The 18,287-nt window shown below is 39.1% G+C and carries 10 protein-coding genes; all 10 read right to left on the bottom strand.

Going from position 1 to position 18,287, the window contains the following annotated elements:
- Window positions 1-42: 42 nt before the first annotated feature.
- A complete protein-coding gene (locus tag OQ268_RS17400; RefSeq protein ID WP_265858061.1) occupies window positions 43-2,859 on the bottom strand; it encodes an outer membrane beta-barrel family protein in 2,817 nt (938 codons plus the stop codon).
- A 246-nt stretch (window positions 2,860-3,105) separates the two neighbouring features.
- On the bottom strand, window positions 3,106-3,504 hold the full coding sequence (locus OQ268_RS17405; protein WP_265858063.1) for a VanZ family protein: 399 nt from the start codon (window positions 3,502-3,504) through the stop codon (window positions 3,106-3,108).
- A gap of 10 nt (window positions 3,505-3,514) precedes the next feature.
- Window positions 3,515-3,895 carry a glycine cleavage system protein GcvH gene (gcvH, locus tag OQ268_RS17410; protein WP_265858065.1) on the bottom strand — a complete coding sequence of 127 codons (381 nt, stop codon included), beginning with the start codon at window positions 3,893-3,895 and terminating at the stop codon, window positions 3,515-3,517.
- Between the two features lie 496 nt (window positions 3,896-4,391).
- Entirely contained in the window at window positions 4,392-11,573 is a 7,182-nt protein-coding gene (gene sov / locus OQ268_RS17415) for a T9SS outer membrane translocon Sov/SprA (protein ID WP_265858068.1), read from the bottom strand.
- A gap of 12 nt (window positions 11,574-11,585) precedes the next feature.
- Complete coding sequence (ruvA, locus tag OQ268_RS17420; RefSeq protein WP_265858070.1) at window positions 11,586-12,170, bottom strand: Holliday junction branch migration protein RuvA; 585 nt, start codon at window positions 12,168-12,170, stop codon at window positions 11,586-11,588.
- A 50-nt stretch (window positions 12,171-12,220) separates the two neighbouring features.
- Window positions 12,221-14,539, bottom strand: coding sequence for an NADP-dependent malic enzyme (locus OQ268_RS17425; RefSeq protein ID WP_265858072.1), 2,319 nt, complete (start codon window positions 14,537-14,539; stop codon window positions 12,221-12,223).
- 255 nt (window positions 14,540-14,794) lie between these two features.
- A complete protein-coding gene (locus tag OQ268_RS17430; RefSeq protein ID WP_265858074.1) occupies window positions 14,795-16,198 on the bottom strand; it encodes a lytic transglycosylase domain-containing protein in 1,404 nt (467 codons plus the stop codon).
- A 44-nt stretch (window positions 16,199-16,242) separates the two neighbouring features.
- On the bottom strand, window positions 16,243-17,664 hold the full coding sequence (gatA, locus tag OQ268_RS17435) for an Asp-tRNA(Asn)/Glu-tRNA(Gln) amidotransferase subunit GatA (RefSeq protein ID WP_265858075.1): 1,422 nt from the start codon (window positions 17,662-17,664) through the stop codon (window positions 16,243-16,245).
- Window positions 17,665-17,681: 17 nt separating this feature from the next.
- Window positions 17,682-17,882 carry a Sec-independent protein translocase subunit TatA/TatB gene (locus OQ268_RS17440; RefSeq protein ID WP_029287719.1) on the bottom strand — a complete coding sequence of 67 codons (201 nt, stop codon included), beginning with the start codon at window positions 17,880-17,882 and terminating at the stop codon, window positions 17,682-17,684.
- Window positions 17,883-17,893: 11 nt separating this feature from the next.
- Window positions 17,894-18,250 carry a Sec-independent protein translocase subunit TatA/TatB gene (locus tag OQ268_RS17445; RefSeq protein WP_265858076.1) on the bottom strand — a complete coding sequence of 119 codons (357 nt, stop codon included), beginning with the start codon at window positions 18,248-18,250 and terminating at the stop codon, window positions 17,894-17,896.
- Between the last annotated feature and the right edge of the window lie 37 nt (window positions 18,251-18,287).

An 18,287-nucleotide genomic window follows, 5' to 3' on the forward strand; every position in this document is an offset into this window, starting at 1 on the left:
AAAAGGCCCGCTTATTATTAAACGGGCCTTAAAATCTCTGACTTACATTCTCATGCGTCTGCCGCCCCCGCCATCCTGACCAGGCATTTGCATATCACCACTCATATTTCTTCCGCCGATGCGGGTTAAAGAATAAGTGAATGAGAACATATAATAACGTTTTAATACATTGTAGTTTAAATCGGTAATGGTATTGTTGTTTGCCGTTCTGCTAATTCCTTGGTTTTGATTGAAGGCATCATTAACTGCAATTTTAAAAGTACCCCTATTTTTAAAGAATTGTCTACTGATGTAAGAATTTACCAAGGTAAATTGAGTGTTGTAACCCTCTCCACGCCCTGTGTTCTTAATGTAATCTAAATCGACTGCAAAACGTATATTTCCCGGAAAAACATAGCTGACATCGAAAGTTGGATTGATGGTATAATAGTTAGTAGTTGAATTTGGTTGAGCAGAATAAGTAGCCCGATTATAGGTGCCCGAAATTCCTCCTGTTAAATCAAACTTATCAAAGTTGGTTACGAAATTATAACGGTTAGTGATTGTCCATGCGTTGGTGATGTTTCTAATTAAATCCGCTGGATTATCATTGCCAGAGGTAAAGTTTACGTTTCTATTGTAATTAGCATTTAACGATGCGTTGAGCGTTAATTTGCGCTCTGGCAGCAGAGGCAAACCTAAATTAACACTGGCGTTGCCAGCATATACCCCATCTACGTTTACATAAGTGGTTCTAATTTTACCATAGTTAGAATCTAATGGATTAGTAACCAATTGGCTCTGGTTACCAATGGCATTAAAGGTTTGGCTTAAATTTACAAAAACAAAAAACATTCTACTCTTCGCAAAATCGAAGTTGTTGTAGTTGAAGTTTAAATTATTATTAAATGATGGTTTTAAATCTGGATTACCTACGAAAACGCTTTGTGTATTGGTGTTATCTGGAATAGGTTGAATTTGATTAATACTTGGCTGTTGTGTATTTCCCCTGTAACGGATGCTCAACCTTCTCGAATTACTGAAGTTGTACCTGAAATTTGCGGATGGTGTTAGGTTTAAAAAATTTTGTGTTCTAACCATACCCGTTGTAAGGTTGGTATTTTCTCTATTGGTCTGCTGTGCAGCCAAACCAATATTCCAGTTATACTTTTTCTCGTTGGTGGTATAACTCACTCCTGCAGCATTTGTAAGGGTTTGGTTTTCGTAAAGGTTAGTAAAATCCAGGTTTACTAAATCGTACTGACCACTTGCCGAGTTAAAATCCAAAACCTGCCTACCTTGGTTGTCGTGGCTATAACCGTTTTGATAGTTAAATTCCAAACTAGTGGTTTTAGATAACGGCTCGGTGTAAACCAAACGAGATGTGTTGTTAATGGAGTTGGTATTTACCTTGTTTAATTGGTCTAACAAATTTGATGTTACAACTGAATTGATGGTGTTGGTTTCATGAATCCTGTTGAAGTTATCTGCATCATTGTTGTTAATTGAAGTATTTACATTCAAAGATAAGGTCCTGCCTCTTCTTTTAAACTTTTTACGAATCAATAAATTATTGTTGATGTTTGGCGTAGAGCTACTGCTTAGATAACGTTGCGAACCAATTGTTTGAGCTTGTAACAAATTTCTGTTATAGTCGCTTAAATTCGTCGCATCGCTTTCGGTGTAAGATACATTAGGTTGGATTTTTATTGTGGTTGAAGAATCCAATTTGGTATCAATCATAAAATTAAAACGATGGTTAATGCGGTCGGTATTGTTATCTGAATTATTATTTACGGTTGTAACCCTATTACCCAACAGGTTTTGAGTAAAACTGGTTTGTTGGTTATACACATCAGACTTATTAAAGAAATAACTTCCCTGAATTTGGGTACCATCTTTATAAGTATCAGAAAAGTTTAAACCACCTGCATTGGTATTGGTGATACCACCACTACCAGCACCGCTGCCACCACCTCCAAAGTTACCACGACCACCGCCACCGAAGCCATTACCTACGCCATTTCCTTGGCCAAAGTTTTGCTTATTTACATTATTGAATTGTCCAATCACGCTGAATTGTTGGTCGTTATCAAATTTATTTACGTTGATGCTGGCATCATAACGGTCTTGTGTACCATAGCCCACGGTACTATTCCCGAAATACCCTTTTTTCATCCCGGCTTTTGTAGTAATGTTTAAAATCTTGCTTCGCGTACCATCATCAACACCAGAAAATTGCGACTGCTCAGACATTTCATCAATCACCTGAATTTTATCTACCATATCTGCAGGGAGGTTTTTAGTGGCCAATAGAGGATCGGTACCGAAGAACTCTTTACCATCTACCTTTACTTTGGTCACGGTTTCACCTTGCGCCTTAATACTGCCATCTTTTGCTACCTCCACTCCAGGAAGTTTCTTCAATACATCTTCTACAACTGCATTCTCGCGTACTTTTATAGATTTTGCATCAAATTCTAAGGTATCTGTTTTTACAACCACAGGAATGCTAGCCGTAACATCTACCGTATTTAAATCTACACCATCATCACCCATAGCAATTTCACCAGCATTTACAGCAGCTTTTGCTACCTCAACATCTTTTGTTGTTGTTTTTAAACCTAAGAATGCGGCATAAATCCTGTACTTACCGGGGGCAATAGCTTTAAAGCTAAAAGTACCATCCGGCTCGGTTTGCCCCGATGCTACTACTGATGAATCTTTTAAGTTTCTAACAGCTATAGTAGCGAAATCTACCGGTTTTTTATCTTTGGCATTGATAACCTTCCCGGTTATGGAGCCAGAATTTTGCGCCTGAGCGATATAGCCACAAAAAATAAGAACAATGAAGATTGCCCTTTGAACGTTCCTTTTCATTAAAATTAGATAATATGTACAAAACTAAGCTATCAGACTAGGCAAATGCTTAAAGGTTTGTTAAGATGTGTTAAAAGCTTGGTAACATTTTAAATACAGCAACTAAGATGTTGCCGTAGGTACTATGGCAGGCATTACCGCCTATTTTGGGAAGGATAAGTTTTGTAGTAAACTTTTGGGCAATTGCAGTCTTTTTTAAAAATGCTACATCCACCAAGCGATATGCAAATAGTAAAAAGGAGTAAACTAATTATTTTTTTCATCGAAGTTTAATTTATGAAGCAACACATAACTGAATACAGCCATTGATGCGCCAAGCATATCGCAGGCAAAATCCCACCACTCGCCAGAGCGATAGGTAAAAACTTTCCATTGCAATAACTCTATACCGCCACCAATTATTGCGTTGATTAGTAAAATCTTAAAAATAGTTAGCGTTCTAAAGCCATAACTATGCTGGTATTTAATTTTGCCGTAAAATAGCAATACAGAGAGGATAAAGAAGAAACCGAGGTGAGTCATTTTATCGAAACCCTCGAAGAAGAAGCCACCGCCGCCAGTATCGGGCATGTGGATATTACAAAGCACTAAAATAATCAGCGTCCAAAATATGGCCCACTTTTGATGTTTTAGTGCTTTGTACAAACTATTTAAATTAAGCACCTACCAAAGATTGGTAAGCATCTGCTGTCAATAAATCTTCAACCTCTGTTAGGTTTGATAAGGAAACTTTCACCATCCAACCTTCTCCGTATGGATCTGAATTTACCAGTTCTGGATTGTCGTTTAATTCTTGATTAATTTCTAATACAGTACCGGTTACTGGCATAAATAAATCAGATACTGTTTTTACTGCCTCAACTGTACCAAAAACTTCTTCTCTGGCAACTTCTTCGCCAACTGAATTGATATCAACATAAACGATATCGCCCAATTCACGTTGAGCAAAATCAGTAATACCGATATAAGCTTCGTTACCTTCTACCTTAACCCACTCGTGGTCTTTAGTGTATTTTAATTCTGATGGAAAATTCATTGTTATTTAATTGATGATTATGAATATGTTATGTTTTTAGCCTCGAAGTGGCATGCCTAATTGTATACACTAATGGTTTAATTACAATTGGCTACCTTAGTGCCTCAAAAGTACAATTTAGTTTTGCTTTTAGCAATTTGATTTAGCTTCCATTTAAAATTTTGGGGTGCAGAGATGCAAAAGAAGGCTGGTTCTAATAAGATTCCCGAATCCTTTTGTGCATTTGAAAAATAACTACTTCTACAAAGCTAAATCTCACTTTGTTTTTTATGTTTTATTCATCAAAAGGGATGGATGGCTCAGCATTTTAATGTAGGCTTTGATGGCTTGTAGTGCATGTTAAAATTAGGTTTAAAAACAAAATCGCCAACGCGAAGACTTCCATACTTCAGTCTGCTTTGTACCTGATAAAATTGATAGCTTACGGTTCTAGGTGAAAGTTATCAAAGATTCGAAAAGTTCAAAATCAATACTTTACACATCCGGGCTAGCATTCCTAATTCAACGTGAACCTTAAACTAAAACCAAAATTGCTAAATGACGTGTTGAAGGTTTGAGATGTATACGGCTTGGTAATGTTCGAATCATAAAAAAGCCTTATATTAAACTTTTGGTTAAGTACATAATCCACGCTTGGCCTTAAGCTGATGTTCTTCGATCCCCCGGAAACTTCTGCCTCCAGCAAATCGGCACGATAGATAACCGTTTTATTATCGCGAATGGCAACATCCAATTTAAAATCCATATTGTTATCCATTTTTAAACTCTTAAACAGGCCAAATGGGAAACGGAATTTATTGGTACGGTAGCCCAAGCCTAAAACCATATTGTTTTCTGATAACTGTGCAAGTTGGCTATTGGCTAAACTTAAGCCTAACAACCTCGAGCGGTTTAATTCTAAACTGGCTGTGAGGTTGTTTTTAAATCGGGTATCTACACCAATTAATGGAGAAAAATATTCTGAAACCGTTACTTGCGCAAATTGAAATTCTGGTAAGAAATTATTGTTGGCATCACGATTTACGGAAAAACCGTTCGATTCCTGATAGCGAAGTAGGGAGTTAAAGCCGTTGATGTTATACGCAGAGCGGTAGCCATGTCTGATATCTACCGATGAAAAACGATCGGCAATAAACGGAATTTTAGTTAAGCCATTATAAGTTAAAGTCCAGTTTGGCAAAGGTATGCGTGGAAATGAGTTTAATTTTGAAGATCCTGCATCCTTGCCTGTGTAAGCGGCCATAAAAGCGGAAATTAGAACATCCTGGCTTTCCTTGCCATAACCATCCGCAAAGCCAGCATTTTGACCAGCAGAATTAGGGTTTTGGGCACCTAAGCGTTTCGAAATAATAATTCGATTTGCCATAAACTGGTTAAATAAAGTGGAAACTACGCTCGAGTTTTTCTCTTTAAATGCAGTTCCCAAGGCAATGTAAGAGATGCTGTAATCGCCAGTGGTAATGGCGCTCAAATTTTCAAAACTATTGGTACTCGCCAGATATCTGAAGTTGGAAGAGAAATTTCTGGTTTGCGCTTTGCTTGCCCTAATGGTAATACGTAAATCGCGGATCGGCTCGATCAAACCCGTAAACTGTAAATCTTCACGAAGGGTATTTACATAAAGTTGAGTTTGCAAGGTATCGGTAGTTAGCCATCCATTGTTTAGGGCCATATCGCGAATGTCTCGTTGGCTACCGAAGGCAAAGCCTAAGCCAGGGGCGCCGGTTACATTATCAATTCCGAAATATTTTGTAGTTGGCAAATACCCAGGCAAGAAAATACCTTTGGTTTGCACATAATTTGCATTTAGATTTTTAACGCTGGTAAGCAGGTTGATGAAGAAATTCTTAAACTTTCCAGAAGTTTCATTGCTGGTTGTTGCATTGCGTAGAAATCCAAATTTATTATACAGCATTGTAAAATTCAATGTTGGGTTTACCTGGATATTCCTGCTGTTCTGAACCGTGTTACCTAAATTTATATTCGGATCTAAAAGGGTAGATAAAGGTTCGGTTTGCCAGTTGAAATTGGTGCCATACCTCGTTTTCACCGTAAGCCAATTAAAGCCAGGTATTTTCTCTATTGGCAATGTGTACGTTACATTTAGGTTGTGGTTGTAGTCGGTAGTCCTACCCAAGCGTTTTAAGTTTTGCCAAACGGTATCTCGCTTCATGCCGTCAATTCTGCCATCAGGCTCATCGATAATAGAATAGTTTGTCGCATTAAAATCTAGCTGTAAGGATCTGGTCAGGTTCCAGGCAATTCCATAGATCCTGCTCATTCTAAAATTCTTATTAAAAGTGGTACCAAAACCATTTTGAAATACCGGAATAGCATTGTTTGGATCATTGTTGCGCAGGGTATTTTCTGCGTATAATCGATCTACATCAATTCTAAAGTTAATGGCGCTTGGCAGAATGCTGAAATTAAAATCTTTAAGCAAGGCAAGGGTATTAGATTTTATAATTTTCTCAAAAGGTGCATATACTTTGGCCTCCTTGGCATAACTATATTGTAATGATGCCCGATAGGTATTTTGGATACTGCTTTGGTTGATAAAATCCCTGTGATTATACTGTGTAAAAGCATAGCTTGCTGCGAAGTTTTCAATATCCCACAAACGAACAGGCTTGGCATTGTTTACCCGCTCTTTTCTAACATTAGTAAAGTTTATTCCACGCCGCACGGTATAGTCTTGCGCAAAGTTTAGAATGGAATCTTTCTGAGCCCTGGAAGATTGATCAAGCGCATTTTTAAGCTCGATATCTGGCGTACGTGGGTTATATTGTGGAGTAGAAACCTGCTTGGAATAATTGACAAACATTGGAATCTTTACACCCGATTTTTGGGGTAAAAATTTACCAAGCTCCATTGCGGAAGATACATCTAACAGAACATTATCTGCCCTGTTACGTTCGCTAACTTTAGAGTCGATAGAACCAAAACCAATGGTAGATTTGCTACCCGAAACGTTTACATCTGCAAAATCAGCCAGCTTCAAATTCAATCTCGCTGTTGCGGCCCAACCGCCCTGCTCATCAAATTCTGTTAATCTTAATTCATTGAACCAAACCACCACATTTTTATCTAGGCCATCATCACTTTCCAGGGTGTTGGCATTCCTCAACGGGTTTCTAACTCCCATCATGTAAACTCTCACCTTACTCATGTCTGGTTGTCCTTTAACCAAAATGGTTCTATCACCATCGGTATAAGGGAACGGCACATTTATTGGCCAAGGCTGGCCATTTGCTTGTCTGGCTACATTTCTGGCAAGCTTGGCATTTTGAAAGAACGTTAAATCAATATCCATCCTGTTAGCCTCAGGCCAAATCGCGTCAGGATCACTCGTGCCCGGTGTGGTAATTTTCAAAGGCATTACATATTCGTAATAGTTATCCTGGTTATCTGTACCAATCCTTAAAAATGCAGACACATCCCTATCGCTTAGGTTATCATTATTGATCGCCTCTGCGTGAATAAACATTTCCAGATGCTTGTAAGAACGGAAATCGCTATATGCTGTTTTAAATGCCGCCCTTCCATAACCATCACGTAAGTTTTTAACCGTAACAGCTAAAGACTGCTCATTTAAACGGGTATCTCCACGGTAGTTGCTATAATCGCGTTCGCGTAAAATACCTGGAGGCGTAACGTAAGGAATTGGTGTTCTTCTACCATTTTCTTCAATATTGACTGTAGAAACCTCAACCGTAGAGTTGTCTGGCGTAAATGCTGGTAAATTCGGATCAACAATTACTTGGTCGGCAACATTCTTCGCATTAAATTCTCTCCACTCTCCACGTATCAGTTGTAGCTTTGCAAAACGCATAATTGCAGTATCCGCAAAATTTGTCAGAAACATTCTAAAGAACCTGATGGATTTAAAATCCTGAATGTTCCCAACTTTTTTCTCGTACTGGGTAATGGGTATTCTAAATTGATACCAGGTTACAGCCTGGGTATTTCCATTTGCTAGTCTAACTTGCGAGGTTACCTTATCTGTAATAAAGTTCTGACCCACTACCAAATCATTCGGACGCATAGATACTTTATACTGATAATACTCGTCACTTTGGGTCATGTTATTATCCCTGTTGATGTCTTCTCCATCTGGCAAAGCCGTAGAAGCAGAGTTTTCTAATCCCAATTCTTCCTGGGATTGCTGCGATGTTTTTGAGTTTCCTTCAGGGCCGTTATATTTTTCGTAGCGTTTTAAAATTCCTGCATTAATTTGATCTAATGCCGGACCTCTAAAATAAGAGTAGTTATCAGAAGAGGGGTCAGCATCAATTTCTGCTGCAGCAGTTGCATTCAATTGCGATTTAATTTGATTGATAGCTGTGGCAAATTTGGCTTTCTCGTTGGCATCTGATAAACCATCTAAACCAACATCCTGCGCCCTCCTTGCATCCGGATCATTATCAAAAGCCTGTATTACTGGCTGCAGTTTAGGTACCCTCCCCCAATTGGTTTCATCATACTTCGATGGATCATTGGTAGCGGGCAAACCATTTTCTAATGATTTTCTACCATCTTTTAGAATATCTTCTGAAATATTTCCCAGGTTAAAATAGACATCGCCCCCCTGGTTGTTTCTATTATAGATAAATGGATCTAAAACCCACATTTCGATGAAACCAACATTAAGCGCCTCAAAATCATTGGTTTCTATTTTCCGCTGAAAACCACCCCATCGTTGTTTGGGGTTGGTTAACTTTCCGTCGTTACCAAAACCTGTAGTGGTATAGTTATAAGGACCGCGAACTGTTGGGTAATAAGCCACATCTAAAGTGGTAATATTTAGCGCCTGGCCGGTTGCCGTTTCTTTGAACGGAAAAACTTCCTGCTCTATAACTTGCCGAACATAGTGGTTAGAAAGTTCGTTACGGTTATTCCTGATATTGCTTGGCGTAGTAGTAGCGTTGGAATTGTAAAATGTAGGATCGATATTGTAAAAAGCAACCCGAGCACGGTTATAGCCATAAGCCAAATCGTTAACCAACTGCGATTCCGGAAAATCTTGAGGAGTGCCCGAAAGTTGCCATGATATGGCGCTCTTTAAATCGATGATAGATCTTGATGCCTCAAAATCGTCTAAATAACTAACTCCGTTTTTACTTCCAGCAAAGTTTAAAGCCCTTGGATGCCCTGGTACCAACTGCGCAAATTCGCCATAAAAAGTTACGTTAGACGGCGCTTTGGTAGATAGAAAAGGTAATTTATCAACCAGTTTGGTTAAAAACCTCGAAGGAGAGCTATAATTAATATCTGCACCCCAAATGGTATTTGAAATCGGCTCTTCACCAATATTTACTTTCTGCGTAAGGGGCTTTTCAGTTAAGTTCATTAAGGTACCACCTAGATTTAGCTTGTTGTTTACCCGATAATCTAGTCGGGTTCCAAAAAGCGAACGCTGTTGCAAGCCGAAAAGTTCGTTGTTTTCTGTTGTAATTCTAATCGGCTGTCCGGATGTAAGCAATGCCTGATTGATGATGCTTACTCTTCCGCCCTGGTAATCTACTGTATAGTCTACCCCTTCTTGCAAGGGCATTGTTCCGGCAAAAACCTTAACCGATCCTTCGGGAACGTTGATGGCATTTAAACTAAATTCAGAAGAAACTTCAGATTGGTAACGTCCCTTAATAAAATACCTGTTCTGGTTTTGAAACAGCTGGCGGGCGATGGTCTGCGTAGAATCATAAAGTGCCCTGAAGGTGTATTTATCAATCAAAGCCTGTTCGCTAGGCAAGAACTTGTTGGCCAAATCGTTGCCAAATGGTTCTATAATAGGGAAAATAATTCGACCGTTTGCAGGATCGATAGTAATATAACCAGTGTTGGTGTTATTAACTAAGGAAGCCAAACCAGATGGCGATAGACCAGACCCAAATTGATTGTTTGATGTGGCATTATTAGAAAAATATGAGCCAAAGGCATTATTTGCCGCCACAAAATCGAAAATACCATCAGGTTTTTTTTCATTTTGCTGGTTTAAGCGATCAAATTCGGTTAAAGAAATCCATTGTTTGTTGGCTGTATTCTGACCCTCGGTCATGATAGGTTTTTCTACCCCGGTTTCATTATCAATTCGAAATATATCAAGCTTAAAATTTAACGGGCTGATTTGATATCCACCTATGGAATAAATGTTTTTCATCATCAAATCCCAGGTAGGTAGGTTTATCTTAGTGGTTTCGTTTTTCAGCAATTTGGCATACAGCACTTTGGGATTGGCTGCATCAAAAGTAACATCTGTAGAAAATTCCCCAACCTGATACTCCACTCCATTGTATGTATAACGGTAAGCAACAGCCAAAACTTCATCAGCGTTTAGCGGATTATTCAACGAAATATAGCCCAACTGCGGCTGGAAAGTAAATTCGCGTTCTGTTAACTTTCTGGCATAGATCAGCTTTGCATATTGATCTGGACCACCATTTCCCTGGAAAAACGGAATGATGGCATTTGAGTTGGTTAGCCTTGCATCTGCAGGGAGACTTGCCAATAAAGTATTCGATTGCTGGGGAAAACCCGTAGCGGTTGTACCGGCTGGAAGTGCTGAACCTCCCCCAACTATTGAGCCTGGGTTAAATGGTTGGTTTTCGCCCAAATTTAAGAAGCCTAATACATCCCTAGAATCAGTGGTATTACCTGCCTTATTGGTAATCCAAACCTCTATTTTTGTAATCTGAATGGGCGATGTAATAATCGGCGCATTTGCCAGGTGCTTATTGTAATTATTCCTGAAATATTGTGCTAGAAAATAATGCTTGTTTGCCTCATAGCTATCGGCACTGATGCTAAATTCATTTTGTTGGGCACCATTGGTAATGCGCAATTCCCTCGATTGAGATTTCTGTTGGGTATAAACACTCGTAACGTTAAGTTTACCAAATTGAAGTTGCGTTTTCAAGCCGAAAAGTGCCTGCGTACCTGTAATTAGGCTTGTATTCAAAGGTAAGCTTACATTACCAGCCTCAATCTTTTTAATAATATCATCCGGTCCGCCGGTATAATCGAGCTTAATCTGATTTTCAAAATCGAATTGCGCTTCGGTGTTGTAGTTACTTTTGATCTTAAGTTTCGTTCCGATATTCCCAACCAGGTCCATTTGAATCCTTTGGTTGAAATCGAAGTTGGTTTGCACACGTTGACGCTCGTTAAATAAAGGATTTTCATTCTTATTAATACGACCAAGGAAGGTAAGTTCAGCTTCGCCACGCGGCTGGATATCTATCGTGCTTCCACCAAAAAGTTTTTCGAAAGCCTTGCTATTGACCTGTATTTTCGGAATGATTCCTGTACTTCTGAAATCGCTTACCTCAGCATTGGAGATACTACGCCAGTTACCCCGTTTAACTTCGCTATTTACAAGCCTGGAGTACTCATCAAGAGTAAGGTATTGTGTTTGCGTAACATACTTATCGCCAATAAGTTCCTTAACAATATATCGTTTATTTTTAGCATCATATTCTACCACCCGCCTGATGTTATTTGGCAGAGGATAGAATGGGTTTGTTGAAGGACTAATGCCTAGAAGTTGTTTTTCTCGGAGGCTAAAATTATTTTTTGACGCAGCAGTATCCGCTTTGCCTGGAACAACTTGAGAGAAAGCGTTTTTGGTAGCAAATAGAAAACAAGGGATGAGAAATAGGAGTGTAGAAATTCTCTTCAAAGGCGTTACGATCTATAATTTTTTTAAAGCTTGTTTAATTAGTTGCTCAACCGAAAGTGTTCCCTCAGTAACTTTTAAAATCTGATCTATAGTTTTTTCGGCAGTTTGTTTGGCAAAACCGAGCATTACCAATGCAGATAACGCTTCATCCTTCACGGTATTGTGCAGCGGCATAGAAATTAATGAGTCTGCCCCTTCTTTTTTAAGCTTATCCTGTAATTCTAAAACCAGGCGTTGTGCGGTTTTTGCACCTAAGCCTTTAATTCGCTGGATTAGAGGTAAATCGGCTTTAACGATAGCTGTCTGAATTTCTACCGGGGTGATGGAAGATAAAATCATTCTTCCGGTATTTGGCCCGATGCCAGATACAGATATGAGATGCAAGAATAAACGACGCTCGCCCTCATCCGCAAAACCATATAAAGTGTGTGCATCTTCTTTTACATATAGCCAGGTATATAATTTACACCTTTCTGCATCAGCTAATGCACTATAAGTATTTAAAGAAATATTAATATGATAGCCTATACCTCCGGCCTCTACCACAACAAACGCTGGGTTTTTATGTGTTAATTTACCATCGATATAGGCGTACATGAATGTTTGATTTTTATATATTACCAGCTTTTAAACTGGTAATAAATTGATTACTTCTTAGTTGTTTTTGTAAATATACCTTTTCGTTTCGAAGTTCCTGCAATTTCTTCTTTTGCCTGCGCATCTACAACAGCAATAGTTACCATATTTACAATTTCTCTAACCGAGCTACCCAACTGCACGATGTGCACAGGTTTGTTTAAGCCTAATAAAATCGGACCAACCGCCTCTGCACCACCCAATTCCTGCAATAATTTATAAGCTATATTGCCAGATTCCAGGTTAGGAAAAACCAAGGTATTTGCGGGGGCATCTGCTAACGAACTGAACGGAAAATTTTCTTTCAATAAATCGTTGTTGATAGCAAAGTTTCCTTGCATCTCGCCATCTACAATAACCTCTGGATGATTCTTATGCAAGAGTTTAGCCGTCTCTCTCACCTTATTTGGTGTAACACCATCGTTAGAACCGAAGTTAGAGTATGATAACAATGCGATACGTGGTTTGATATTGAACTGTTTAACAGATTTATCTAACAATAAGGTAATGTCTACCAACTCTTCAGCCGTTGGATCTACGTTAACAGTAGTATCTCCAAAGAAAACCGGCCCCTTTTTAGTCATCATCATGTACATACCCGCCACACGCTTAACGCTTGGATCAACCCCAATTACTCGTAAAGCAGGCTTGATGGTAGATCCGTAGTCTTTAGTTAAACCAGAAATCATGGCATCAGCTTCGCCGAATTCTACCATAGATGCACCATAATAGTTCCGATCTCTCAATAACTTGGTCGCATCGTTCAAAGAAATTCCCTTACGCTGGCGTTTCTTATAAAGTGCTTCTGCATACTGCTTGGTTTTTTCGGCATTTTGCATCTGATCGATAATCTCCACACCATCTAGCTCAAGCGCATGCTCATCGATAATAGATTGTATTTTCTCCTTATTTCCTAAAAGGATTGGAATAGCTATGTTATCATCTTTAACAATCTGTGCTGCCTTTAAAATCTTATAATTATCAGCTTCAGCAAATACCACACGTTTAGGATCGGTCTTCGCTTTGGTGGTAATCGATCTCATGATGGCATCATCCAAGCCTAAGCGTTTACGCAACTCCTCATTGTATGCATCCCAATCAGTAATAATTTTTCTTGCGACACCACTTTCGATAGCAGCTTTAGCAACGGCTGTAGATACTTCGGTTATCAACCTGAAATCAACTGGTTTTGGGATAATATATTCTTTACCGAACTTTAGGTTACGGGCATTGTAAGCTAAGTTTACGGCTTCAGGCACCGATTTCTTGGCCAATTCTGCAATGGCTCTTACCGCAGCAATTTTCATTGGTTCGTTAATGCTCGTTGCACGTACATCAAGCGCTCCGCGGAAAATATACGGGAAACCCAATACGTTGTTAACCTGATTAGGATAATCTGAACGGCCAGTGGCCATAATTACGTCTTTACGCGTTTTAATGGCTAGCTCATAAGCTATTTCAGGATTAGGATTAGCCATAGCAAAAACGATAGGGTTTTTCGCCATTGAAAGCAACATTTGTGCACTCACACAATCGGCAGACGATAAACCGATAAAAACATCAGCATCTTTCATCGCTTCTTCTAACGTGCTAATGTTACGAGCGGTAGCAAACTCTGCTTTCGTCGCATCTAATACCTCACGGTCTTTGCGAATTACACCAGAACGATCGCACATAACGATGTTCTCTTTTTTTGCACCTAAAGAAACATACAGCTTGGTACAAGAAATTGCAGCGGCGCCAGCGCCATTCACTACAATTTTTATCTTGTCCATTTTTTTCTTGATAATTTCGCAAGCGTTTAGCAACGCAGCAGCAGATATGATAGCAGTACCATGTTGGTCATCATGCATCACCGGAATATTCATCTCCTCTTTCAGGCGACGTTCGATTTCGAAACATTCTGGTGCTTTAATATCTTCGAGGTTTACGCCTCCAAACGTTGGCTCTAAAGCCTTTACAATCTTTACAAATTCATCAACATTTTTGGTGTCCAATTCCAAATCGAACACATCAATATCAGCGAAGATTTTAAATAATAAACCTTTGCCTTCCATAACTGGTTTGCCTGCCTCCGGACCAATATCGCCAAGGCCCAAAACGGCAGTACCATTACTAATTACCGCAACCAGGTTGCCTTTGGCGGTATATTTATAAACATCTTCTGTATTTTCAGCAATTTTTAAACATGGCTCTGCAACGCCTGGAGAATACGCTAAAGTTAAATCTCTTTGCGAATTAGTAGGTTTGGTTGGTACTACTTGTATCTTTCCCGGACGGCCCTGCGAGTGGTAATCAAGCGCATCTTGCTTTCTAGTGGTTTTACTCATTACGTAACTTATTAGTGACGCTGCAAAGGTACAATTCTTTTATTGGGCAGAAAATAAATATAATAGTAATTAAGTTATTACCTAAATGTCCAAACAGCTGCGACCCAAGGTAAGATTAGAAAATAAAAGGAGGATAGAATAGAGAATCCTGTTCATAGAAACTGATTGGCCAGATCAAAAACTTGGTGGTTTTTGGAACTGCAAATAGATTATTTTCACGAAGCGCTTAAGAAACGTTAAGATGTGCCGTTGAGCTTACCCTTTACCAATCTTTAAAACCATGCCTGCCTGCAAACCAGCTTTGCTAAGTTTATTGTCGCGTTTTATACTCTGTACGGTTGCACCATCAAACTTCTCGGCAATTTCCGACAAGGTATCTCCAACTTTAACTTTATAACTTAAATAGGATACCGGCGGCTTTAAGCGATTTACATTTCTTGCAAGAATTTTCAGCTTCTGGCCAGGAACAATGGTTTTGCTTTTAAGGCCATTCCATACACGCAAATCCTGAACCTCTACACCATATTTATTAGCAACCGTTGTTAAATTTTGACCTTGCACCACCTTATGGTAAACCACCGAGCTGCTTGTAACAGTTTTTGCATGGAGTTTTCTTAAATCCCTGACATCGTCTGTGCTGGCCTGAATAATTTGAGTACTTCCTTCTACATCGCCTTCATTTAGCACCTCATAAACACTTGCAAAATCAATATCTCTAAGTTTAGGCATCACAATACGCTTAGGATCTTCATCTGTTCCATTTACAATCTTTTTCTTATAAGACGGGTTGAGTGCAAACAGTGCGGTCTCATCAACATTTAAAGCTTTGGCTAAATTTGCAAGTGAGACAAAACGATTAGTTTGTACGGTATCCGTTTTTAAGAACATGTTGCAAGCCTGTGCGGTAATTTGATGCTTGGCAGAGTAGTGCATTACATACATGGCAGCAATGAATGCAGGTACATAATTTCTCGTTTCTTTGGGTAAAAACTGGCGAATTTCCCAAAAATCCCGGGAGTTTGCCTTAATCATTGCCCGGGTAACATTACCCTTGCCACAATTATAAGCTGCAATAGCCAATAACCAATCGCCTAATTCTTCATATGCATCTCTGAAATACGCAGCCGCTGCATAGCTGGCCTGGATAGGGTCTTTACGTTCATCAACAAAGTTATCCATTTTTAAGCCATAAGCTTTGCCTGTCCCAAACATGAATTGCCAGATTCCTGTAGCACCCACCCTAGATATGGCATGGGGATTCATTTGCGATTCTACAATGGTAAGGTATTTTATCTCCTGTGGGATATTGAAATCATTAAGTGCCTTATCGAAAATTGGAAAATAGTAATTCGCCAATCCCATCATCTTACCAAACATATCTTTCCGTTTGGCATAGATATCAATGTATTGCTGCACATATTCATTATAAGGCAACGGTACAGTTTTGGTAATCGAATCTAAACGAAGTTTATAAATATAATTTTGCCCCATTAGCAATGGGTTTTCATAAATAGAAGGCACTGCAGTAGTATCTGTATTGATGAAAATATTATTCTGAGGCCTGGAAACGCTATCTTTTTTAAGAATCTGTTGGGCTGATGTGGAAGAGATTAATCCGATTAGGGCACAAACTGAAATAAAAAGTAATTTTCTAATCATGAGCAAATGCGATTATAAATCAGTGATTAACCCTATAGGCTTCACTAACTTGATAAAAAATCATGAGAAAAAGCCAGGAGCTTGTCTTCCTCGAAATGTTTGGCAGTAAATTGAATACTTAACGGCAAACCTGCAGCATTATTGCCCAAGGGCAAAGCAATAGCAGGATTACCACTTAAGGAAGGCAACACAGTAAAGATATCGGCCATATACATAACTAGTGCATCTTGTACATTGTCGCCAATTTTGAAGGCTGCCGTAGGTGCCACTGGCGATAATATGAGGTCGAAATCTACAAACAAGGCAGCCAACTTTTCCCTGATTAACCGCCTAACCTGCTGTGCTTTCTGATAATAGGCATCGTAATAACCGGCACTTAACACAAAAGTGCCTAATAAAATACGGCGCTTTACTTCCTCTCCAAACCCTTCTGCTCTAGATCTTTTATATAGCTCCGTTAAGGATTTTGCTTCCGTGTTGCGGTAACCATAATGCACACCATCATATCTAGATAGGTTAGAAGAAGCCTCTGCTGTGGTTAATATGTAATAAGCAGGTACCAGGTAATCTAAAAGATCAAAAGAAACATATTCAATAACATGCCCTTTAGCTTTCAGAGAAGATATTGATTGTAATATGGCTTCTTTAACTTCAGGATCAAGCGCATCGCTTTCAATGGTTTCCTTTAGTACTCCAATTTTCTGCTTCTGGCTGTTTTGTAGCTGTGCAGGATAATCCGGAACTGGAACAGTAGCAACAGTAGAATCGTGTTCATCAGCACCCGCTAAAACTTGCAACAGTAGCGCAGCATCTTCAACAGATGATGTAATTGGCCCTACCTGATCAAAAGATGAGGCATAAGCAATTACCCCGTAGCGAGAGATCCTCCCATAAGTTGGCTTTAAACCAATTTGACCACAAAATGCTGCCGGCTGCCTCACCGAACCGCCAGTATCAGTGCCTAGCGCTGCCAAACACATATCGGCTTGTACCGCTACTGCAGAACCTCCAGATGACCCGCCAGGAACCAAATTTGGATCTGCCGCATTCTTCACGACGCCAAAATATGAAGTCTCATTAGAGCCGCCCATTGCAAATTCATCACAATTTAAACGACCAATAATTACCGCATCTTCTTGCAATAAACGCGTTACAACTGTTGATGAATAGGGCGATACAAAACCATCGAGCATTTTTGAAGATGCCGTAACAACGTGATCTTTATAACAGATATTGTCTTTGATACCAATAACCATTCCCGCAAGTTTACCTGCTGTGCCATTGTCTATCTTTAATTGTACCGCCTTTGCCTGAACTTCTGCCGAATAAAAAAACACCTCATTAAATGCATTGAGGTGTTTATGATCTTCAATTTGCTTAAAGTAATAAGCCAATAAATCGGGTAAAGTCAATTGCTTTTGCGAAATGAGCGCTTGTATCTCCTTAAGAGAGCTGTATTTCTTCAAAACCAAACTTATTGCAATTAAACAGTTTTATCACGGTTAGATGGATCTACTTGTTCGCCATCAACCCCATCTTTACCATCTTTAAATTCTTTAACGCCTTTACCTAAACCTCTCATCAGTTCAGGAATTTTTTTGCCACCAAATAACAATAATACCACTACAGCAATAATGATAATTTCTGGCGTTCCAAGCATTGCTGCTATTGTTGTATTTAACATAACTTTTTTGTTTAAACTTTTTGACTGTCAGTTACAATTTTCTCGTCTATGGGTGTGCTTGAGGGATGAGCCATAGCTACTTTTTCATCTACAGCAGAACTTTCTTCAGTTGGTGCAGGTGTTTGGGTATCGTTATTTACAACATTTTCTGCCGTCTCTTCTTTATCCAAATCCATCGCATTAATATTTCTATGAATTTCTCGTTTCACACCATCAGATGCATCTTTAAATTCTCTAATCCCTTTTCCTAAACCCCTTGCCAATTCGGGTAACTTTTTACCTCCAAACAACAAAAGTACAACCACTAAAATGAGTACGATCTCAGATCCACCCATATTTAAAAACTCCAATAACGTGCCTTGATACATCACTAATCTATTTTATACAAATATAAACATTTATTAC

This window comes from Pedobacter sandarakinus, from assembly GCF_026240095.1.
In the GTDB taxonomy this organism is placed as follows: Bacteria; Bacteroidota; Bacteroidia; order Sphingobacteriales; family Sphingobacteriaceae; genus Pedobacter; species Pedobacter sandarakinus.